The 18,604-nt window shown below is 59.9% G+C and carries 23 protein-coding genes; 13 read left to right on the forward strand and 10 right to left on the reverse strand.

The window, feature by feature from the left end; genetic code table 11:
* Positions 1-31: 31 nt before the first annotated feature.
* The 3 genes from IVB42_RS29035 to IVB42_RS29045 form a co-directional block, all read right to left on the reverse strand.
* Positions 32-805: a hypothetical protein gene (locus IVB42_RS29035; protein ID WP_247372101.1), complete on the reverse strand. Its 774-nt coding sequence runs from the start codon at positions 803-805 to the stop codon at positions 32-34.
* A gap of 93 nt (positions 806-898) precedes the next feature.
* Positions 899-1,303, reverse strand: a complete 405-nt coding sequence (locus IVB42_RS29040; protein WP_247372103.1) for a hypothetical protein — start codon at positions 1,301-1,303, stop codon at positions 899-901.
* Between the two features lie 67 nt (positions 1,304-1,370).
* Positions 1,371-2,153 carry a hypothetical protein gene (locus tag IVB42_RS29045; protein ID WP_247442434.1) on the reverse strand — a complete coding sequence of 261 codons (783 nt, stop codon included), beginning with the start codon at positions 2,151-2,153 and terminating at the stop codon, positions 1,371-1,373.
* 290 nt (positions 2,154-2,443) lie between these two features.
* On the opposite strand from IVB42_RS29045, the gene IVB42_RS29050 reads away from it, so the two are divergent.
* Both IVB42_RS29050 and IVB42_RS29055 read left to right on the forward strand, forming a co-directional pair.
* Positions 2,444-3,106: a response regulator transcription factor gene (locus IVB42_RS29050; RefSeq protein ID WP_247471558.1), complete on the forward strand. Its 663-nt coding sequence runs from the start codon at positions 2,444-2,446 to the stop codon at positions 3,104-3,106.
* Positions 3,103-4,461: an ATP-binding protein gene (locus IVB42_RS29055; protein ID WP_247471560.1), complete on the forward strand. Its 1,359-nt coding sequence runs from the start codon at positions 3,103-3,105 to the stop codon at positions 4,459-4,461. The genes IVB42_RS29050 and IVB42_RS29055 overlap by 4 nt, the downstream gene beginning before the upstream one ends.
* Before the next feature lie 907 nt (positions 4,462-5,368).
* Here IVB42_RS29055 and IVB42_RS42360 read toward each other — a convergent pair.
* Both IVB42_RS42360 and IVB42_RS29065 read right to left on the reverse strand, forming a co-directional pair.
* Complete coding sequence (locus IVB42_RS42360; protein ID WP_346015404.1) at positions 5,369-5,992, reverse strand: response regulator transcription factor; 624 nt, start codon at positions 5,990-5,992, stop codon at positions 5,369-5,371.
* Positions 5,976-6,125, reverse strand: a complete 150-nt coding sequence (locus IVB42_RS29065) for a hypothetical protein (RefSeq protein ID WP_247452578.1) — start codon at positions 6,123-6,125, stop codon at positions 5,976-5,978. The genes IVB42_RS42360 and IVB42_RS29065 overlap by 17 nt, the downstream gene beginning before the upstream one ends.
* 963 nt (positions 6,126-7,088) lie before the next feature.
* Here IVB42_RS29065 and IVB42_RS29070 point away from each other — a divergent pair.
* The 3 genes from IVB42_RS29070 (at position 7,089) to IVB42_RS42365 (ending at position 8,931) form a co-directional block, all read left to right on the forward strand.
* Entirely contained in the window at positions 7,089-7,886 is a 798-nt protein-coding gene (locus IVB42_RS29070; RefSeq protein ID WP_247471607.1) for an MBL fold metallo-hydrolase, read from the forward strand.
* A gap of 345 nt (positions 7,887-8,231) precedes the next feature.
* Entirely contained in the window at positions 8,232-8,396 is a 165-nt protein-coding gene (locus tag IVB42_RS29075) for a hypothetical protein (protein ID WP_247372112.1), read from the forward strand.
* 325 nt (positions 8,397-8,721) lie between these two features.
* The gene (locus tag IVB42_RS42365) at positions 8,722-8,931 is read left to right on the forward strand and encodes a hypothetical protein (RefSeq protein ID WP_247370064.1); all 210 of its coding nucleotides are present in this window, start codon (positions 8,722-8,724) and stop codon (positions 8,929-8,931) included.
* A 56-nt stretch (positions 8,932-8,987) separates the two neighbouring features.
* Here the strand turns inward: IVB42_RS42365 and IVB42_RS41930 are convergent, their stop codons facing one another.
* Together IVB42_RS41930 and IVB42_RS41935 are read right to left on the reverse strand one after the other, a co-directional pair.
* Positions 8,988-9,677 carry a UPF0182 family protein gene (locus IVB42_RS41930; protein ID WP_253075414.1) on the reverse strand — a complete coding sequence of 230 codons (690 nt, stop codon included), beginning with the start codon at positions 9,675-9,677 and terminating at the stop codon, positions 8,988-8,990.
* 16 nt (positions 9,678-9,693) lie between these two features.
* Entirely contained in the window at positions 9,694-10,071 is a 378-nt protein-coding gene (locus IVB42_RS41935) for a UPF0182 family protein (protein WP_247531445.1), read from the reverse strand.
* Positions 10,072-10,583: 512 nt separating this feature from the next.
* Here IVB42_RS41935 and IVB42_RS29090 point away from each other — a divergent pair.
* Positions 10,584-10,760 carry a hypothetical protein gene (locus IVB42_RS29090; RefSeq protein WP_247471563.1) on the forward strand — a complete coding sequence of 59 codons (177 nt, stop codon included), beginning with the start codon at positions 10,584-10,586 and terminating at the stop codon, positions 10,758-10,760.
* Positions 10,761-10,801: 41 nt separating this feature from the next.
* Here the strand turns inward: IVB42_RS29090 and IVB42_RS29095 are convergent, their stop codons facing one another.
* Both IVB42_RS29095 and IVB42_RS29100 read right to left on the reverse strand, forming a co-directional pair.
* Complete coding sequence (locus tag IVB42_RS29095) at positions 10,802-11,665, reverse strand: complex I NDUFA9 subunit family protein (protein ID WP_247372114.1); 864 nt, start codon at positions 11,663-11,665, stop codon at positions 10,802-10,804.
* 33 nt (positions 11,666-11,698) lie between these two features.
* Positions 11,699-12,595: a DUF2189 domain-containing protein gene (locus tag IVB42_RS29100; RefSeq protein WP_247370039.1), complete on the reverse strand. Its 897-nt coding sequence runs from the start codon at positions 12,593-12,595 to the stop codon at positions 11,699-11,701.
* Between the two features lie 543 nt (positions 12,596-13,138).
* On the opposite strand from IVB42_RS29100, the gene coxB reads away from it, so the two are divergent.
* The 6 genes from coxB to IVB42_RS29130 all read left to right on the forward strand — a co-directional run bounded on the left by coxB (position 13,139) and on the right by IVB42_RS29130 (position 17,997).
* Positions 13,139-13,972: a cytochrome c oxidase subunit II gene (coxB, locus tag IVB42_RS29105; RefSeq protein ID WP_247370042.1), complete on the forward strand. Its 834-nt coding sequence runs from the start codon at positions 13,139-13,141 to the stop codon at positions 13,970-13,972.
* 74 nt (positions 13,973-14,046) lie between these two features.
* Positions 14,047-15,822: a cytochrome c oxidase subunit I gene (ctaD, locus tag IVB42_RS29110; RefSeq protein ID WP_247370044.1), complete on the forward strand. Its 1,776-nt coding sequence runs from the start codon at positions 14,047-14,049 to the stop codon at positions 15,820-15,822.
* Positions 15,819-16,523, forward strand: a complete 705-nt coding sequence (locus tag IVB42_RS29115) for a cytochrome c oxidase subunit 3 (protein WP_247370046.1) — start codon at positions 15,819-15,821, stop codon at positions 16,521-16,523. The genes ctaD and IVB42_RS29115 overlap by 4 nt, the downstream gene beginning before the upstream one ends.
* Before the next feature lie 16 nt (positions 16,524-16,539).
* The gene (locus IVB42_RS29120) at positions 16,540-17,262 is read left to right on the forward strand and encodes a heme-copper oxidase subunit III family protein (RefSeq protein ID WP_247370047.1); all 723 of its coding nucleotides are present in this window, start codon (positions 16,540-16,542) and stop codon (positions 17,260-17,262) included.
* Between the two features lie 9 nt (positions 17,263-17,271).
* Complete coding sequence (locus tag IVB42_RS29125; protein WP_247471565.1) at positions 17,272-17,673, forward strand: cytochrome C oxidase subunit IV family protein; 402 nt, start codon at positions 17,272-17,274, stop codon at positions 17,671-17,673.
* Positions 17,674-17,703: 30 nt separating this feature from the next.
* Positions 17,704-17,997, forward strand: coding sequence for a GYD domain-containing protein (locus tag IVB42_RS29130; RefSeq protein WP_247372119.1), 294 nt, complete (start codon positions 17,704-17,706; stop codon positions 17,995-17,997).
* Here the strand turns inward: IVB42_RS29130 and IVB42_RS29135 are convergent.
* Positions 17,994-18,134 carry a hypothetical protein gene (locus tag IVB42_RS29135; protein WP_247372121.1) on the reverse strand — a complete coding sequence of 47 codons (141 nt, stop codon included), beginning with the start codon at positions 18,132-18,134 and terminating at the stop codon, positions 17,994-17,996. The two genes, IVB42_RS29130 and IVB42_RS29135, sit on opposite strands and share 4 nt — an antisense overlap.
* A gap of 48 nt (positions 18,135-18,182) precedes the next feature.
* Here IVB42_RS29135 and IVB42_RS29140 point away from each other — a divergent pair, with 48 nt between their 5' ends.
* Positions 18,183-18,476 (forward strand): hypothetical protein, encoded by a 294-nt coding sequence (locus IVB42_RS29140; protein WP_247471568.1) that lies wholly within the window; start codon positions 18,183-18,185, stop codon positions 18,474-18,476.
* Positions 18,477-18,604 lie beyond the last annotated feature (128 nt).

Below are 18,604 nucleotides of genomic sequence, written 5' to 3' on the forward strand. Positions count from 1 at the left end.
TGCCGAATGTCTGCTTTTGGGCAACACGTCCTCAGGCCGGATGTTTCCCCGAGCGCTGCGGCACGAGCACGATCAACAGAACCATGATGGCCGCCAGCGAGGCCGACGCGGTGTATCGGCTGAGCGCCAGGCCGCCATGGTCGAGCGGCTTGTCGAGGAAGTCGCCAACGGTAGCCCCAAGCGGCCGGGTGAGCACGAACGCGACCCAGAAAAGAACGGTCCGCGAAATGTTGGACCAGAAATAGGCCCCGGTTACGACAGCGAGCCCGGCGGCAAACACCAGAGCGCCGCCGGCATAGCCAAGCCCGGTCGAATCGGCCATCCAGTCGCCGAGCGCGGTGCCCAAAGTCTGCGAGAACAGGATCGTCACCCAGTAGAAGGTCTCGGCCGACTTCGAGTTGATCGACGCGATCGAAACAGTTCCCATCGTTCGATGCCAGAGCGCAAGCGAAGCGACAAGCAAAACGGCCAGGAGCGAGGAGCCGCCGAGATAGCCGATTCCAAGCGAGCGATCGACGAAATCGGCGAGCGTTGTGCCGACGGTGGTGGTCGCGACGATCACCACCCAGTAAAGCACCGGGTGAAATTGCTTCGCGCTCATCTGCGCGGTGACGCCGGCGGCGAAGATCGCCGCAAAGATCGCCGTTCCAGCCAAATAGCCGAGATTCATCGACATCGTCACGGCGTCGCCGCCGGTCTCGCCGAGCGTCGTCGCGAGTATCTTGATGATCCAAAATCCCAGGGTGACTTCTGGAACCTTGCTCGCTGGCTCAGTGTCGACCGCGCTTTTGTAGTATTGATCCATGCTTCTTCCACTTCCGCCGGATATCGACGGCGGGCCCTTGGCGCCGCCGTCGGTCATGTTGGATACCTGTCAAAAATGCAACGCGGCCGAGCGTCAGGATTTCCCGACTGAATCCATGATCGACAGCAACTCGGCAACGGATTGCTTGCATTTGGTGGCCTCGGGGGTGCTGGCGCGTAGCGCTTCGAGCGCACGGTCGATGGCCTTGTCGACGGTGTGCCAGTCGGCGGCAGCGCGCGGCTTCAGGGCGGCCTCCGCCTCATCCCATTGAGTCTCGAGATCCTTGATCCGCGTCTTGGCTTCCGCGAGGTCGCCCTTGTCGAGCAGCGCCGAGACATCGACGGCGATGGTGCGGAACGGCGTCAGGTCGCCGAGCTTCGATGACATTGCCGCTTCGGCAGCCGCCACGAACCAAATGTGCCCGTTGGCGTGCACGTTCGGCTCGCTTGTCGACACCGTCAAAAGGCCGACGGCCAGCGCCAGAATTGTCTTGTTCATGCGTGCTCTCCTCTTGGTCTTGCCCGCACGCGCTTGCGTGGGCTTCTAGTGGACATTGAGATTGGAATCACCGCACCGGATCGGACTTGCCGGTTCGCTCGCCTTCAAAGCTCGCCCAGCCGACCAGTGCGACGATGACGGTGAGAAACCCAATGCTGGTGTAGATGGTGCCGAGGCCGAGGCCGCCGTATGTTCTGGACTGCGAAAGCAGGTCACCAAGCGAAGCGCCCAGCGGACGCGTGAGGACGTAGCCCAGCCAGAAGGTGAGAACCGGGTTGGCTCCGAGATAATAGGTGAGGGCGATGACCGCGATCAGCGCGCCAAATGCGACGACGCCGAGCTGGAAGCCGAGGCCCAGGGCTTCGGTCGCCAGATCGCCGGCCGCTGTTCCCAACGCAAACGTGAAGAGGATCGCGGCCCAGTAGAACCGCTCGCGTCGCCTGGTGACAATGGTGTGAATTGAAAGCGTCCGCTCGACGCCGTACCAGATCGCGAAAGTCGCGGCCAAAGTGGCTGCGAAGACGGCCGTGCTGAGATAGAGGCTGATTTCGAGCTTGTCGGTGAGCAGGTCGGTGATCTGCGTGCCGACGACGCTGACGAGAACCACCGTCAGCCAATAGATCCAGGGAATGTAACTTCGCGCGCGGAGCTGCAAGGCCAACACCGCGGTGAGGAAACCGACCATGATCACGGTCGTCGCGCTTGCCCCAAGGCCGACATGCACGGCGAGATAGTCGGCGCCGGTCTCGCCGACCGTGGTCGATAGGATCTTGATGACCCAGAAGATCGCCGTCACTTCGGGGACCTTGTTGAGCAGCAGTGGCAGATGGGGGTTCACCGTGGCGGGCACGTGATCTCTCTGCTCCAAGGAATGCGTATTCTAAGCCGATGCGGCACGATGACGATGCCAACTTAGGAGCGGCTTAGGAGGAGATTTTGGGCGGATCGGACGCGCGTGACCGCGCAATGCAATTGACGAGGCCCACTCGAGGCCCACTCTAAGTCTCCGCTAAGTCGGGATGGGGAGAACGATCCCGGTTCCAAGCCGGAGCATTTCGCGGTGCGCGACCACGAACGACGGTATCCCAGGGCGCGTTGTCCCATGAGAGATCAACTGGGCATTGAAACAGAGACATCGAAATGCGGGTTTTGCTGATTGAGGACGACAAGATGGTCGGCGCGGCCGTTGAGCAGGCGCTTAGGGATGCGGCCTATGCGGTGGATTGGGTTACCGATGGCGAGACCGCCATCCACGTTGCGGAGAGTGAGGCTTACGAGGTAGCGCTGCTCGATCTAGGGCTCCCGCTGGCTGATGGCCGAGAGGTGCTGCGCCGGCTTCGCGCGCTCGGCCGCAAGCTTCCGGTCATCATTGTGACCGCGCGGGACGGCGTTGACGTCCGCATCGATGGCCTCGATCTCGGCGCGGACGACTATCTGGTAAAGCCGTTCGAGATTCGCGAATTGCTGGCGCGCATGCGCGCCGTTCTTCGCCGGGAAGGCAGCGGTTCGCCGGCGCTGCTCAGCAATGGCATGCTTCATTTGGATCCTGCAACGCGCGAAGCTTCGTTCCACGGCGAGGCATCGCTGCTTACCGCCCGCGAGTTCGCGCTGCTTTCGGCGCTGTTGGCGCGGCCGGGTACGATCCTGTCGCGCAGCGAGATTGAGCGGCAAATCTACGGCTGGAACGAGGAAGTCGAGAGCAATGCGATCGAATTCCTGATCCATACCATCCGTAAGAAACTGGGCGCCACAGTGATCCGCAATGTGCGCGGTGTCGGCTGGATGGTGGACCGCTCGTTATGACAAAGTCCCTGCGCGCTCGTCTTTTCGTCGGCTTGACGGCGGTTATCTTGCTTGCAGGGTGCATCGGTGGCGCGTTCACCTACCTCTGGGCGTTCGACGAGGCGATCGAGATGCAGGATTCGACCCTGATCCAGATCGGCAGCCTGTTGCAGAACGGCAGCGTCAAGAGCGACCAGTCACTCGGCGGCGTTGATGCGGACGCGGAGGTTGATGTCACAGAATTGGGGATGGCGCCGCATGGCTCGGCCGAGGAGCGGCTACTCTGGAGCCACCAGGACGGACTGCACGTGGTGTCGCGCATCGGTCAGTCGGTGCGGGTGCTACTGCGGACCCGGCCTGACGGAAGCCGATTTGCCGTGACACAGCTGACCGACGTCAGAGATGACATAGCGAGCAGCATGGCGATCCGCACGCTGCTCCCGATCGCCGCGTTGATTCCCTGCTTGCTGCTGGTCGCGGCGTTGGTCGTCGCGGGATCGCTGCGCCCGATGGTCCGATTGGCCGGTGATCTCGACTTAAGACATGCGGTTGACATGACCCCGCTCCCGCTAGCGGACACGCCAAGCGAACTTCATCCGTTCATCGCATCCATCAATGGGCTATTGGAGCGAATGAAACTGATGATGGATCAGCAGCGGCGTTTTGTCGCCGATGCTGCGCATGAACTGCGGACGCCCATCACCGCGCTTAGTTTGCAGGCAGAGAATCTCGATCCGGCCGATCTTCCCGAGCAAGCGCGCGAACGCCTCGGCGCGCTCAAGCAGGGCATACGCCGCACCAAGCATCTTCTTGAGCAACTGCTCGCGCTGGCGCGACATGAGGCCGGGCCGAACGGTGAAGCCACCGTGGTCCCGCTAGACCGCACCGTGAAGGATTTGGTGGCGGATCTGGTGCCAGAGGCGGCGCGCAAGGGAATAGATCTTGGCTTCCAGTTGATTGAACCGATCGCGATCAAGGGCGAGCCCATGATGGTCGCGACGATGGTACGCAACCTGCTCGACAATGCCGTGCGCTTCACGCCGCAAGGCGGACGGGTCGACATTGGGGTCTACCGCGAGGGCAAGGAAGCGGTGGTGCAGATCGAAGATACCGGACCAGGTATCCCGTCCGGCGACATCGATCGGATATTCGAGCCGTTCTTCCGCGGCAGCCGACCGGCTGAAGATGGTATCGGGCTGGGCCTCTCGATCGTAAACCGCATCGTTGACCGCCTCGAGGGGATAATTGTGCTGGAGAATATTTCTGACCGCCGTCCGAAAGGTCTTCGAGCAACCGTCCGCCTCCCGGCCATGTACCGAAGTGATCCTAGGGAGGAAAGTCCCCTCTCTATATCGCAGCTAAGTCGTTCCACTTAAGGACTCTCCCGTCGCTTTTTCGAATGACGCCAAATCCAACGACGTCTAAAGACGGGAGAATCGCAATGATCATGCAGACAAACGTCGACCGAGTTCTTCGGCACGAAGCAGTGGTTGGAAATCCCGAGATCGGCTTCGAGACTTTTGTGCCCGTATTTATGATGTCGTCTATCGGGCTAACGCTTAGTCTCTTGATAGTAGCTCTGGTCGCGCGTTAGCCGGCGAAGTTCTTTTCGCCCCCAAAGAGGGTTATCAGCGACAGAGATTGAACGCTTGGGCCGTGCTGAGGGCGGCCTGGGTCGTTCGCGTCGGTTTTGGCATGTCCGCGACATGTCCGGTTGTTCGCGCTCCGTAATTCTTCGATTCGGCCTCGTCCTTTCCGCGACGCAGGTCCGAGATTGAACCAGACCACCGTTGGATACCGAGCACGAGAAATCAATCCACAAACGTCTTTCGATCGCCGCCGCCATCGCGAACTTCCACTTCAAGCTATGTTGTATTTTGTTCGAAAGGTCTCGTTTTCTTGCCTCAGCCCCTTGGCCCCAACGGCGCAGGACGCGGCTGACGGTGGCCGGTGACACCTAGACCTCGGCTGCGATCTGCTTGCCGGTGTGGCGCTGCCGTCGCAACGTCTCGATGACTGTGCACGACCTTTGGACGTCAAAGGCGCATTCTTGTAGACGTTCATCTGGTCTTGGAACACTGAAGCTTCTCAGCCTCAGCTTCCTCGGTTCAGACCTCGCGGCCGGAGGCCGTCGAAACCGATCGACATACGCGAGGAATGAAGCTGCCTCATCACTCCGACCGCTCATGGCATTTACAGAGCTTCCCGAAGCGCAAAGAGGAAGGCCAAGGCCAGAGCCCATGGCTTCGCTGGACAAGCTTGAATCAGGCGGCGCTACCCCTTTCAGGCGTGTTGGCCGGACTGGCGCACCCTCTGAGATGCCATGACGGCGGACACGCGGTTCGTGGCGCCGCACTTGTGCATGATGCTGCTCATGTAGTGCTTGACGGTCTTTTCGCTGATCTTGAGTTTCTCGGCGACCATCCTGTTGGTGGCGCCGTTCTCGACCTCCGCGATGATCTGCAGTTCGCGATGGCTGAGACCCAGGTCGATCGACCCCACCTCCTTGTGCTGAACCGCCGAAAGCAGCCGCGCCGGAAACTCCGGCGAGACGAACGAGGACTCATTCTTGAAGACGGCCCAGATTGCGGCCTTCAATTCAATCGCGCTGACCCCCTTCAGGATGTAGCCGTGGGCGCCCGCGTTCAGGGCGGCGATGCCAGTCTGCGGATCGTCGCAGGCGGTAAGTATCACGCAGTGCGTTTCGGGGAATTCCACGCACAACTGCTTGAGCCTCTCCAGGCTGTCGCCGGGAATCCCGAGATCGAGAATCATGATGTTCGGGCGATGTGCCTTCGCTACATCCAGAGCGTCTGCGGATGAGACACCTTCGGCTACGACCTGGCGCGAGGTGCGTGAACGGGCGCGGGCGGACGCTTCCCACTCCGCGTCAGAAAGCTCCGAAATTCAAGTCGAAGCTGATGACAGCGACGAGTGAGAGCAGCAGCCCCAGGACGCAGAAGATCGCGACCGTCTTGAACTCTTGGCTGACCGTATTTGAGCCGGCCGCGCCAACTAGCGTTCTTGCCTCTGCGTCCATTGTTAGGGTCCTTCGACGAAATGGGCGATAAGATCATAGCAGACGCCCAATACGAGACGTGTGAACTGGTTCTCACGGGTCCGGTCGAGGGCAGAACGAACTCCTCGCAATCTACGCGATCGCAGGGGTACCCCTGCCGCGACGAAGATCGCTGGAATGAACTAAATGGATCAGGCGGAGGATACCTGCTGAACAAGGTAGATGGTGTGAATCGGCATCGACATAGCGAATGAGCTTGCAATCGCGCGGCTGCCGTGGTGATCGGATTGTGTTGTGCGATGTCGCTTTTTGGCCCGCGGGAGAAGGGACCACGAAGCGGAATAGGTCGGCTGTATCGAATAGACCGGATGGGCGGCGCAGCCCTCGACCGACGCGGTTGACCCTGACCGGACATGGACGCCGCCCCTCGAAGCCACCCGTTGGGAAGGACAGTAACTTTGCTATATCGCGAAGTGGCAGCTCAGGCCGGTAGTTCTCTTGACCTAGCGTAAGTTGAGATGATCATATTGACGTGAGACGCCCGACCTTCGGAGCGAAACGCTCCTGTGGTCCCGCGCCTTCTGTTTATGGCCTCGAGTTGGCAGAACGGGGAGGTAGCAAATGGCTGTCGATTATACCTCAACCTCAATCGTGCTATCAGAAGGAGGCCCCCAGGGGCCTCGACGGCAGTTTTTCTGCGACGAGATTGGACGGCGAGAATTTGTCTGCAGCGGAGGCGCCAGTGTCTTAAGCGTGATACTTGCTACGCTCCTCGCTGGCTCGAAGTCGGTCCGGGCGCCGAGGCCGTCGCCGGACCGTTGCCTGAGCTCGACCGCATAGCTGTTCGGATAGTGATCGACAGCTATCAGTTCGCTGTCGCACCGAGCAGGAAGCTACCCAACCTTGACGTCCAGCACTTTGGCTGGAGTCTCAGCGACAAGCCGCCCCGCAGAACGTTGGTCAGCGAATTCGGCCTTGCGACGCATGTCGAGTCGACGCGGCAACGAGACGCGCAACGTCCTAGTTGATTTCGGTTTCACGCCGGAAGCCCTTCTCAACAACACGAGCTTGCTTGGTATTGACCCGGCGGCCATCGACGCACTTGTGCTCAGCCACGGACACCAGGACCACTTTGGCGGTCTCGTCGGTTTCTTGCAGGCGCATAGTGGCAAGCTAAAGCCCAAACTGCCGTTGTTTGTCGGCGGCGAAGGATGTTTCTGCGCGCGCGAGTGGGCTGCACCTCCGGTGCGGGGCAGCTTCGGCGTCATCGACCGCAAAGCACTCGAGGAGGTAGACCTCGCCGTAACAGTCGCAGCCAGACCTGCCCTGGTTGCGGATCACGCCGTCGCCACGGGGCAAATCAGTCAGAAGACCTTCGAGAAGGTACTGTCACCGAGCGCAATGACCATTGGTTTCGACCGCGGCATCGGCTGTTATCCCGAGCGCCTCAGCGAGGCGGAACGTACTGCGCCCGTCGTACCGGATCAGTTTCAGCACGAGATCGCGACGGCGTTTAATTTGAAAGGACGGGGGCTTGTCGTCCTAACTTCATGCAGCCATCGCGGCGTGGTCAACGCGATCAAGGAAGCTCAAGCCGCCTCCGGCGTGGAAAAAATTCATGCGGTCATAGGGGGCTTTCATCTCGCGCCCTATCAAGAGGACTACGTTCGAGATACGGTCAAGGCACTTCAGGAAATCGATCCGACTTACGTGATTCCGCTGCATTGTACGGGGAGCCATTTTAGGAAGCCGCGCGGGCTGCGATGCCGACAAAGCTCTTAGGCGCGTACACGGGAACGCGATTGGTTTTCGAGCCGTGAGATCGGACCTGATAGGTCTAGCTGACGATGCCCGTAGTTGAGGGCAAAGCGGACTTTCCAGTTGCCACTCAGACTTTTGAGTTTGACCACAGGCGACGTCGCCCGGTTCTCCAGACGGCAAGTGGCCCCTTTGAGACTTGCCCGCCTGTCCGGAGAATGTCCGTTCACCGGCAGGGGTAGACCGGAAGTCGCCGTAATCCGGTCAAACCTACGCGAATGACCCATCCCGGACCTCCGCGGTTGGCGGGCCGGCTTGCTCAATTGAATCGGAGCAATGTGTATCTTCCGTACCCATCGGGGGACGGGTATGAGACGGCGCGATTTCAAGACGTTGGTGAGCGGAGCGGCATTGGCATGCCCGCTGATGGCTGGCGTGCAACAGCAGAAGCAGGTCTTTCGGATCGGATTTCTTGAAACTGATGGCGGCACGCCATTTTCCAGAATTCGCCAGTCTCCTGAATTGGCTCCCTGAGTATTTCGTTCTACCTTCGTTAGAAATCACATCCGGCTGATCGTTGCTGTTCGAGCTCCTGGCATGTCCGATCCGCACGGGACGGGTACAAGCGATCCTCCTGTCTCGTGCCGTTCACGGCATCGCTGTATTAACTGCCTAGCGCGCCCAATTTGGCGATATTCCGAGCTTGCATCAGTTCGTTCCAAATCCGGAACGCCATGACGCAAAATTCGCGGGCGTTGCAGATTTACAACCCGCACAGCCGTTCGAGATACTAAGCTCGTCCATTGAGACGACCAAACATATTTCATTCTTAGTTCAAGATGAGCAGCGGGGTCGAAAGGTGTTTGATGTCTATCGCAATGACAAGCGCGACTTGCTCGTTCTAAGTACGGGCTCTGGCGTACCCGTGCTTTACTCTGCACATAAGTGGCGCAAGAGCAGAAAAAGAGTTCTCAAGGTCAGCGACGAAATCAAGTCAGCCGTTCGGGCACAAGGCTACTATCTCCGCAGCCTGCGGGCCGCCAAGGAGCGAAGGATCGAGGTCGAGTAGGTTCGGCGGCCGGTGATCTCCACCTGCAAGCCTTGTTGGCGTCGAGCGTCTTGAAGCTAAGCTTCCTGTTCGGCGGCGAACGGCTTGGCTGCGATCTGATCGAGATTGTATGCCTGCCGGGTCAGGGCGATGTTGCGTTCGATATAGGGCCTTTCCAGCTCTAATTCGCTTGGCTTGACGAAGAACTGCAGGAACAGCAGGGGAATCACGCCCGACAGCACGAAAGACCCGATCACGACAAGCAGGAACGCGGCTGCAGGAAGCTGGCAGGTGCGCACCCGCACGTTTGCCCATGCGGCGAACGCCGCGACGACCGAAAGTCCGATCATCAACCACAAGACCGGTAGCCCCACGTGGACATCGGTGTAGCTTGCGCCGACGACCACGCCGTTATCGCCGTAGAGCAGCAGATAGCGATCGAGACCATAGGACCAGGCCTTCACCGCGAAGAGAAGACCGAGCAGCGCCGAGCCGTGGGCAATCACCGTCGATGGCATTGATCGGCGATGAGAGTCGTATTCGATATCGCCGTGCACCCAGTAGATCACCGCGGCGAAGAGCGCGCTCAGAACGAGCGCGAGCATCGTCCAGTTCTTGATGAGGATGTAGGCGGGCAGCGAGAATAGATAGAAGCCGATGTCCTTGTTGTAGAGCGGATCGTCTGCGCCATATGGCACCTGATAAACAAACCGCAGCAAGACGCCCCAATTGCCAACTTCTGCAGCGGCGACAAGCAGGGCGAGCAAAGCTGCCCGCCTGCGATCAACCGGGGCCACGGCAGTCGATCGCGTACAAGCGCAAGCAGATCTGGCGGCGCGTTGTCCGCGCGTTCCACGCCGGACCGGTGACAAGCTGTGTCGACTGTCGTCGGGCAAAGCGCAGTGCGAACCATCCGTTCAGCCAAAGTATGACAGCGGTTCCGGTCCAGACCGCAAGAAAGACGGCAGCTTTGGCGCCGATTGTTGTCCAGAAAACCTGCAGATAACCGATCGAGGAAAACCACAGCCAGTCGACCAAGAAGTCGCTCGCGAGCCAGAGCAGGAACAGGCAAACCCCAATGACGACGGCCGCAATGATGAGCCCGACCACGGCACTTTGCCTTGGTACCTTCCGTTCGGGTCCGGTAATCCCGATCGTCATGGTTTGATCGTAGCAGAAATGAGGGATGTCCGCCGTTTGAGTCGTGGTGGGGATTGCGCCTCAAGGCGGGCGGCGCAAGCGCTCGAAACTGCGTCGCCGGGGCCCCGGAGCAGTGCAAAGTGGCAAATTGAAATGGCCCAGGCCGGCTGGCTGAGGCTAAAGGCCGGCCCCCGACACCAGCAGGAGGGCACCGATTGCCATAAGGATAATGCCTGGCCAGTTCGCTCCGACCCCCAGGAATCCCAGGCCGCGCCGTGTCGGCTCCAGAGTATCGCCAGCCGGCCGACTAAGCGATCCCCGCCAAATAGTAGCGCGTACCATGTACAAGAATCCGCCTAGAACGAGCAGAGCGCCAAGTCCCATCAGCACCATTCTCGCCTCCACAATTCATCGCTGCCATGCACAACGAGTCGGGATTCAAGCGCCGGGAGGTACAATTCGTTCCGGGTACCTAAAGGGTGTTTCGCCCCGTCGCAGCAACGATCCCTGCGATCGCAAGGCCGTTTCCGCGCATGGAAGCTTTGGCGAGCTTCAAGGGCGAGGACGATCCCGGGCACTTCGGCCTGAAGGTGTTCGCGGTGGAGAAAATCCACGTGCTGACCGATCAAGCGGAGGCAGAGCAAGAAACCGCAATGCTAGTGGGCAAGTTGGACGCACGCTGCGCGGGTGGGCGGACTACTTCAAGGTAGGCACCGTCAGCCGTCGAAGCGGATTAGCCGCGGAGCCTCTTTCATCCTCGATGCGATGATATCCTCTGGAGGATTTCCTCGATCGAATGTGGCGAAATGCCTAGGTCGGCAAATCCAGGCATCTCCGGTGATGGCACGGAGTCGATCCGCATCAGCTCCACCTGGTTACGCGTAAGGGGCAGGCCAGGGAGTATCTCGGAGGCCCAGGCCAGCGCGTGCCAAATGGCAAACGGCATTGGAATCAGGAGAGGCGCGAGGCCAGCTTGATGCGCGATCGCTCCGAGCAGTTGCTCGTAGGAGTAGGAGGTCGGGCCGCCGAATTCAAAGACCGACGGGCAAGTCTCCGTTCGCTCCATGATTCGGGCAACCGCCTCCGCAACATCTTCGACATAGGCCGGTTGCAATCTGGTCCGACCGCGGCCGAACATCGGATAGATCGGAAGCCGACGAAGAAGCTTGAGGATGGTGTTGAGAAACGCGTCGTCCGGTCCGAACATCACAGCGGGGCGGACGATAAATGCATCGGCGAATTCCGCGCTGACCGCGCGTTCACCTTCGCCGCGCTTTCGGATGTAGTGGGATAGCGAGGCGGCATCGGCACCGATCCCCGAAACGTGAACAAGCCGTTCGACTCCGGCCCGGCGAGCCTGGGCTGCTACAAGTTGAGCCGCCTCGACGTGAATGGAGTAAAAAGTCTCCCGTCCACGCTCGCGATAAAGGCTGACTGCGTTGACGGCGCCGTAGGCGCCAGCCAGCGCATTCGCGACGGATCGCTCGTCGTGAATGTTGGCCGCTATGGATTGAAGCTGCACGTCCGGATGCCGTGACGCGATCCGGACGGGAAATTCGTGATCGCACAAATGGCGAACGATGCGGTTGCCGAGAAACCCGGTTCCGCCGAACACAATGATGGTGCGCCCGTTCGTTGCTGCCTCCGGCTAGCGTTCGTGGCTCCATGGGAAGAGTGAGGCCGGGAAATCCGCCGCATAGCGGTGACCTATCGGCGGGCGCGGCTGTTCTTCGGGCGGATTCGGGTCAGGCTCGACCACCTTCCGATAAAGATGCCAGGTGGCATGACCGAGCACCGGCAGAACGACAGCGAGACCGACGAAGAACGGTAGCGAGCCGATCGCCAGCAATACCGCAACAACCAGACCCCATGCCGCCATCGGAACTGGATTTTCCCTCACGGCCCGCAGCGACGTCCGGATTGCGTCGATTGCAGTCGCATGCCGGTCGAGCATCAGCGGAAACGACACAACACTGACGCACAGGGCCACGACGGCGAACAGAAATCCGACGCCGCAGCCGACGATGATGAGCGACCATCCTTCCGGCGTCGTCAAAACACGCATCGCGAAGTCAGGGATGCGTGCAGCCGGAGCGTGGCCGAAGGTTGCAATGTAGATCGCGTCCGCGGCGGCGATCCAGACCCCGAACAGAACCAGCAGGAGGGTGCCGAGTTCGAGCATGGCGCCGAAAGACGGTGCGCGCAACACGTGCATGGCATCCCATGCTGCTGCTTCCTCTCCGCGCTCGCGGCGCCGGCTGAGTTCGTAGAGGCCGAGCGCGGCAAAAGGACCGATCAGGGTAAAGCCGGCGGCGAGCGGAAAGAGCAGCGGCAGCACCGAATAGCCGATCACAAGTCTGAACAGGACAATTCCGAGGACGGGATAAATCACGCACAGGACGACGGCGTGAGTTGGGATCGCCTTGAAGTCCTCCCAACCCAGGCGCAACGCGTTGCCCAAATCGGAAAGGCTGATCTTGCGAACGACAAAGGCGGTAGAGACGCCAAATACGTCTAGCTTGGATCTTGCGAATACTGTGGTCATGGCTCCGGGCTCCTTGCCTGTGGTCGCAGGGGAACGGAGCGCTCTCAAAACGCGCGCAACCGTCTCATCCGCGAAAATCGCGATCGAGCCCGGCAAATCAGGTTCAACGTGAAGGAGCCTTGCCGGACGACATCTGTCGCGACCGGTAAAGTGAAATTAGTCCGATATACGATAGAAGCAAGACATAGCGATCGCGGTTGGGTGATTTGTGCGTCTGCACACATCGATTATTGCGCTGCATCATCAAATGCCGGTGCCAATGGATTGCGCGTCAGACTCGCAAAGCAAGGGCGTGACAGGACCTTCCATTGAGCTATTGACGGTAGGCTCAACGGGGGCCATCTTAAAGTTCTGAACGCCACCAGCTCCCGTGAAATGAGCGGTCGTGACGTGCAGTTCGTGTCAACCCTTTACGTCGCGACCGGTCGAATGGGCGAGGCAATAGGCACGATGATGGCGCATATGAAATTCGCCATCGCGACAGACGTGAGCTCCGCCCTTTAACTCGTATCCGCAGCCCTCGGTGGCAAGGATGCATAAAGGATGGCTGTAGCGATCATACTGCTTTTGGTAGCGATCGCCTCGGTGCTGTTTCACATTTTCAGCCCGTGGTGGTGGACCCCGCTTGCCTCAAACTGGCGCTACATCGACGACACCATAACCCTGACATTCTGGATCACTGGGGCGGTTTTCTTCGCGGTCGTCGCATTCATGGCCTATTGCGTCTTCCGCTTTCGACACACGGAGGGAAGACGGGCAGACTACAATCCCGAGAACAAGAAGCTCGAATGGTGGCTCAGCGTCGGGACTGCAATCGGCGTCGCAGCCATGCTGGCACCCGGGCTGGTTGTCTGGCACCAGTTCGTCACAGTTCCAGCCGATGCGACCGAGGTCGAGGTCATGGGACAGCAGTGGCAATGGAGCTATCGGCTTCCCGGAAAGGACGGCCGGCTCGGGACTTCCGATGCCCGCAATGTCAGTTCCGACAATCCCATGGGGTTGAGTCCCGACGATCCCGCCGGACAAGACGATGTCGTCATTCAAAATGACGAGTTGCACCTGCCGCTTGGGAAACCGGTGAAGCTATTGCTCCGCTCGATTGACGTCCTGCATGATTTCTATGTGCCGGAGTTTCGCGCGAAGATGGATATGATACCGGGCTCGGTCACATATTACTGGTTCACGCCCACGCGCACCGGAACATTCGAGGTTCTCTGCGCGGAACTCTGCGGTGCCGCGCACGCGCAGATGCGGAGCAAGGTCATCGTAGACGAAGAGAAAGACTATCACGCGTGGCTGGAGAAGCAGCGGACGTTCGCCGAGTTATCGCAACAGCGCAACGTCGCGAAAGCTGCCTACAAGCCAGGAAGCGAATGAAAATACCGACGAGGAGTGCCGCATAGCGAACGGCGAACTCTTCGTTGAAGAGAGAGACCAAGGAGGGAATTCCGATGGTCGATGTCCCGTTTGACACCGTGGCAGGCGTCCCGCCCGCCGAAGTGGGCGAGGTCGAGCTCTATCATCCGAGAAGCTGGTGGACGAGGTACGTCTTTTCGCAGGACGCCAAGGTCATCGCCGTCCAGTACTCGATCACGGCGATGTCCATTGGAATGGTTGCGCTGGTGCTGTCATGGCTGATGCGGCTGCAACTCGGATTCCCCGGCACGTTTTCGTTCATCGATCCGAACCAGTATCTCCAGTTTATCACCATGCACGGCATGATCATGGTGATCTATCTTCTCACCGCGCTGTTCCTCGGCGGCTTCGGCAACTACCTTATCCCGCTGATGGTCGGCGCCCGGGACATGGTGTTCCCCTATGTGAACATGCTGAGCTACTGGGTCTACCTGCTCGCGGTCGTGGTGCTGGCCTCGACCTTTTTCGTGCCCGGCGGGCCCACCGGCGCCGGCTGGACGCTGTACCCGCCGCAGGCGATTCTCTCCGGTACTCCCGGGCAGGATTGGGGCATCGTTCTCATGCTGGCCTCCCTGATCCTGTTCATCATCGGCTTCACCATGGGCGGGCTGAATTACGTGGTGACCGTGCTGCAGGCGCGCACGCGCGGCATGACGTTGATGCGTTTACCCTTGACGGTGTGGGGCATCTTCACGGCCACCGTCATGGCGCTGCTGGCCTTCCCGGCGCTGTTCGTCGCTTCGGTGATGTTGCTGCTCGACCGCCTGCTGGGAACCAGCTTCTTCATGCCGACGCTGGTCGAGATGGGCACGCTGACGAAATACGGGGGTGGCAGCCCGATCCTGTTCCAGCATCTGTTCTGGTTCTTCGGTCATCCCGAGGTCTACATCGTCGCCTTGCCGGCCTTCGGCATCATTTCCGATCTGATCAGCGTCCATGCCCGGAAGAACATCTTCGGCTATCGCATGATGGTCTGGGCGATCGTCGCGATCGGCGCCCTCAGCTTCGTCGTGTGGGCGCACCACATGTATGTGAGCGGCATGCACCCGTATTTCGGGTTCTTCTTCGCCACCACGACGCTCATCATCGCGATCCCGACCGCGATCAAGGTTTACAATTGGGTGCTGACCCTTTGGCGAGGCGACATTCATCTCACCATCCCGATGCTGTTCGCGCTGGCGTTCATCATCACCTTCGTAAACGGCGGCTTGACCGGCCTGTTTCTCGGCAACGTGGTCGTAGACGTTCCGTTGTCCGACACGATGTTCGTTGTCGCTCATTTTCACATGGTGATGGGTATTGCGCCGATCATGGCGGTGTTCGGCGGAATCTATCATTGGTACCCGAAAGTCACCGGACGAATGCTCAATGAGGCGCTTGGACGATTCCACTTCTGGGTCTCGTTCCTCGGCGCCTATGCGATTTTCTTCCCCATGCACTATCTGGGCCTGTTGGGTATGCCCCGCCGCTATCACGACATCGGCGAAACGGCCTTCGTTCCGGCATCCGCCCATGACCTCAATGCGTTCATGAGCGTCGCGGCCCTGATCGTCGGCTTCGCCCAGCTCGTGTTCCTGTTCAATCTGATCTGGAGCCTGTTCAAAGGAAAAGAGGCCGGCGGCAATCCCTGGGGCGCCGCGTCGCTGGAATGGCAAACGCCAGAGACCCCGCCGGGGCATGGCAACTGGGGCAAGGAGCTCCCGATCGTCCATCGCTGGGCCTACGATTACAGCGTCCCCGGCGCCGCCATGGATTTCGTGCCGCAAAATGAACCGCCGGCCGGATTGTCGGCGCAAGGGCCCCACGCATGAGCGCCATCATCCTGTTCATGGCTGGAATAGCCGCAATTGCGGGATGGTGGCTCTCGCAACAGCGGCTGGCAGCCAAGCCATGGCTGGAGGAAGGCGTGATGGTCGATCTTCGCGAGGAGAGTACCTCGTCCCTGCCGGCGGCGAAGCTCGGATTGGGCGTATTTCTCGCGGTCGTCGGCTCGCTATTCGCACTCTTCATCAGCGCCTACTCGATGCGCATGAACATGGTGGACTGGCGGACGCTGCCAGTGCCAGCGCTGTTGTGGTTCAACACCGGCGTCCTGGTCTTGAGCAGTGTGGCACTGCAATGGGCGTATATGGCCGCGCGCCGCGACGACATCGACGGCATAAGCATCGGCCTGTGCGCCGGTGGAGCGTCCGCCATTACATTCCTTGTCGGGCAACTGCTGGCGTGGCGCCAGCTGAGTGGCGCCGGGTACTTCCTGGCGTCCAATCCAGCCAATTCGTTCTTCTACCTGATCACCGCTGTGCACGGGCTGCATCTGATGGGCGGTCTGGTGGCGCTCGGTAGAACGACTGCCAAGGTATTGCGTGGCGCCGAGGCGAGCCAAATTCGTCTGAGCGTGGAACTCTGCACTATCTACTGGCACTTCCTGCTGTTGGTCTGGCTAGTCCTGGTCGGCCTGCTGACGGGCTGGACAGACAATTTCGTCGACATCTGTCGCCAGTTGCTGAGCTAGGGAGGCAAGGGACCAGATGGCAGAAACGGCGCTGATAAACAACGTAGAACCGCCGGCGCGGCCTGCAGGTTGGCGTGGCATCGCCGCCGATTGGTCCTCGGATCAGCGCGCCTTCAAGAACGTTTCCTGGGGGAAGGCCATGATGTGGATCTTCCTCCTCAGCGACACCTTCATCTTCAGTTGTTTCCTGTTGTCGTACATGACGGCGCGAATGTCCACGACCGTGCCGTGGCCCAATCCCAGCGAGGTCTTCGCCCTCACGATCGGGGAAAAGAAAATCCCGCTCATCCTGATTGCGATCATGACCTTCATCCTGATCAGCAGCAGCGGGACGATGGCGATGGCCGTCAACTTCGGTTATCGCCGCGACCGCGTGAAGACGGCGGCCTTGATGTTGGCCACAGCAGCATTCGGCGCAACGTTCGTCGGAATGCAAGCCTTTGAATGGACCAAGCTGATCATGGAAGGCGTCCGGCCCTGGGGCAATCCCTGGGGTGCGGCGCAGTTTGGTTCGAGCTTCTTCATGATCACTGGCTTCCACGGCACCCATGTAACGATCGGCGTGATTTTCCTGATCGCCATTGCGCGAAAGGTTTTGCGGGGAGACTTCGATGTCGAAAGGCGCGGCTTTTTCACAAGTCGGAAAGGGCATTACGAGATCGTCGAGATCACCGGTCTGTACTGGCACTTCGTCGATCTCGTGTGGGTGTTCATCTTTGCGCTTTTTTATCTCTGGTGAGGTCGCAGCATGACAAACGTTGGGGTACATCTGGAAGCGCAGCAACACTCGCTGCAAGCCCCCGTGCATGACGCATCTGCATCAGGAGCCACCCACACAAAGGGCCAGCAGCATCCGATCAAGCTTTATCTCGTGGTCTGGGGATGGTTGTTCGTTCTGAGCACCTGCTCCTATCTCGTCGACTATTTTGGCCTCCACGGCCATTTCCGATGGTCGCTCATCCTGCTATTCATGATGTTGAAGGCTGGCCTGATTGTTGCGGTCTTCATGCACATGGCCTGGGAGCGGCTGGCTTTGGCCTACGCGATCCTGCTGCCGCCGGTCCTAGTGTTGGTATTCGTGGCGATCATGGTGTTCGAATCCGACTACACGCATCTGCTCCGGGTCTTGTTTTTCGCCCCGACGGCGTAGCCTTGCTTTCGTGCCAGAAGGAGGACGGCAATGACCACCTATGTCATGCTTGCAAATTGGACCGAGCAAGGCATCCAGAAGGCGAAGGACTCGCCACGCCGTCTGGACGCTGCGAAGAAGGCTCTCAAGGATATGAGCGGCGAGATCAAATCATTCTACCTGACCATGGGTGACTTTGACATGGTCGTGATCCTCGAAGCTCCGGACGACGCTGTTGCGGCTCGCTTTAGCCTGCAACTGGGGATGCTGGGAAACGTCCGGACGCGCACGTTGAAGGCGTTTCCCGAAGCCGCCTATCGGGAAATCATCAACTCGCTGGGCTAGAGCATGATCCGAAAAACTGCGAAGCGGCATCCGGCCGATCTTCCCGAGCAAGCGCGCGCGAACGCCTCGGCGCGCTCAAGCAGGGCATACGCCGCAGCAAGCATCTTCTTGAGCAACTGCTCGCGCTGGCGCGACATGAGGCCGGCCCGAACGGTGAAGCCACCGTGGTCCCGCTAGACCGCACCGTGAAGGATTTGGTGGCGGATCTGGTGCCAGAGGCGGCGCGCAAGGGAATAGATCTTGGCTTCCAGTTGATTGAACCAGTCGCGATCAAGGGCGAGCCCATGATGGTCGCGACGATGATACGCAACCTGCTCGACAATGCCGTGCGCTTCACGCCGCACGGCGGACGGGTCGACATTGGGGTCTACCGCGCGGGCAAGGAAGGTGGTGCAGATCGAAGATACCGGACCAGGCACCCCGTCCGGCGACATCGATCGGATATTCGAGCCGTTCTTCCGCGGCAGCCGACCGGCTGAAGATGGTATCGGGCTGGGCCTCTCGATCGTAAAACGCATCGTTGACCGCCTCGGGGGGATAATTGTGCTGGAGAATATTTCGGACGGCCATCCAATGAGCCTGGCGGTCGAGGTCGTTCATGGCTTCC

The organism is Bradyrhizobium sp. 45 (assembly GCF_023073155.1).
Taxonomy (GTDB): domain Bacteria; phylum Pseudomonadota; class Alphaproteobacteria; order Rhizobiales; family Xanthobacteraceae; genus Bradyrhizobium; species Bradyrhizobium canariense_D.

Bases quoted from the DNA above. Each gene is read 5' to 3' on its own strand.
- IVB42_RS29135 (WP_247372121.1), bottom strand. From the start codon at position 18,134: ATGTCGCGCCAGCGCGAGCAGTTGCTCAAGAAGATGCTTGCTGCGGCG.
- ctaD (WP_247370044.1), top strand. From the start codon at position 14,047: ATGGTCGATGTCCCGTTTGACACCGTGGCAGGCGTCCCGCCCGCCGAA.
- IVB42_RS29090 (WP_247471563.1), top strand. From the start codon at position 10,584: ATGGAAGCTTTGGCGAGCTTCAAGGGCGAGGACGATCCCGGGCACTTC.
- IVB42_RS29125 (WP_247471565.1), top strand. From the start codon at position 17,272: ATGACAAACGTTGGGGTACATCTGGAAGCGCAGCAACACTCGCTGCAA.
- IVB42_RS29115 (WP_247370046.1), top strand. From the start codon at position 15,819: ATGAGCGCCATCATCCTGTTCATGGCTGGAATAGCCGCAATTGCGGGA.
- IVB42_RS29130 (WP_247372119.1), top strand. From the start codon at position 17,704: ATGACCACCTATGTCATGCTTGCAAATTGGACCGAGCAAGGCATCCAG.
- IVB42_RS41935 (WP_247531445.1), bottom strand. From the start codon at position 10,071: ATGACGATCGGGATTACCGGACCCGAACGGAAGGTACCAAGGCAAAGT.
- IVB42_RS29055 (WP_247471560.1), top strand. From the start codon at position 3,103: ATGACAAAGTCCCTGCGCGCTCGTCTTTTCGTCGGCTTGACGGCGGTT.
- coxB (WP_247370042.1), top strand. From the start codon at position 13,139: ATGGCTGTAGCGATCATACTGCTTTTGGTAGCGATCGCCTCGGTGCTG.
- IVB42_RS29040 (WP_247372103.1), bottom strand. From the start codon at position 1,303: ATGAACAAGACAATTCTGGCGCTGGCCGTCGGCCTTTTGACGGTGTCG.
- IVB42_RS29075 (WP_247372112.1), top strand. From the start codon at position 8,232: ATGAGACGGCGCGATTTCAAGACGTTGGTGAGCGGAGCGGCATTGGCA.
- IVB42_RS29065 (WP_247452578.1), bottom strand. From the start codon at position 6,125: ATGGACGCAGAGGCAAGAACGCTAGTTGGCGCGGCCGGCTCAAATACG.
- IVB42_RS29120 (WP_247370047.1), top strand. From the start codon at position 16,540: ATGGCAGAAACGGCGCTGATAAACAACGTAGAACCGCCGGCGCGGCCT.
- IVB42_RS29050 (WP_247471558.1), top strand. From the start codon at position 2,444: ATGCGGGTTTTGCTGATTGAGGACGACAAGATGGTCGGCGCGGCCGTT.
- IVB42_RS29100 (WP_247370039.1), bottom strand. From the start codon at position 12,595: ATGACCACAGTATTCGCAAGATCCAAGCTAGACGTATTTGGCGTCTCT.
- IVB42_RS29035 (WP_247372101.1), bottom strand. From the start codon at position 805: ATGGATCAATACTACAAAAGCGCGGTCGACACTGAGCCAGCGAGCAAG.
- IVB42_RS29070 (WP_247471607.1), top strand. From the start codon at position 7,089: ATGTCGAGTCGACGCGGCAACGAGACGCGCAACGTCCTAGTTGATTTC.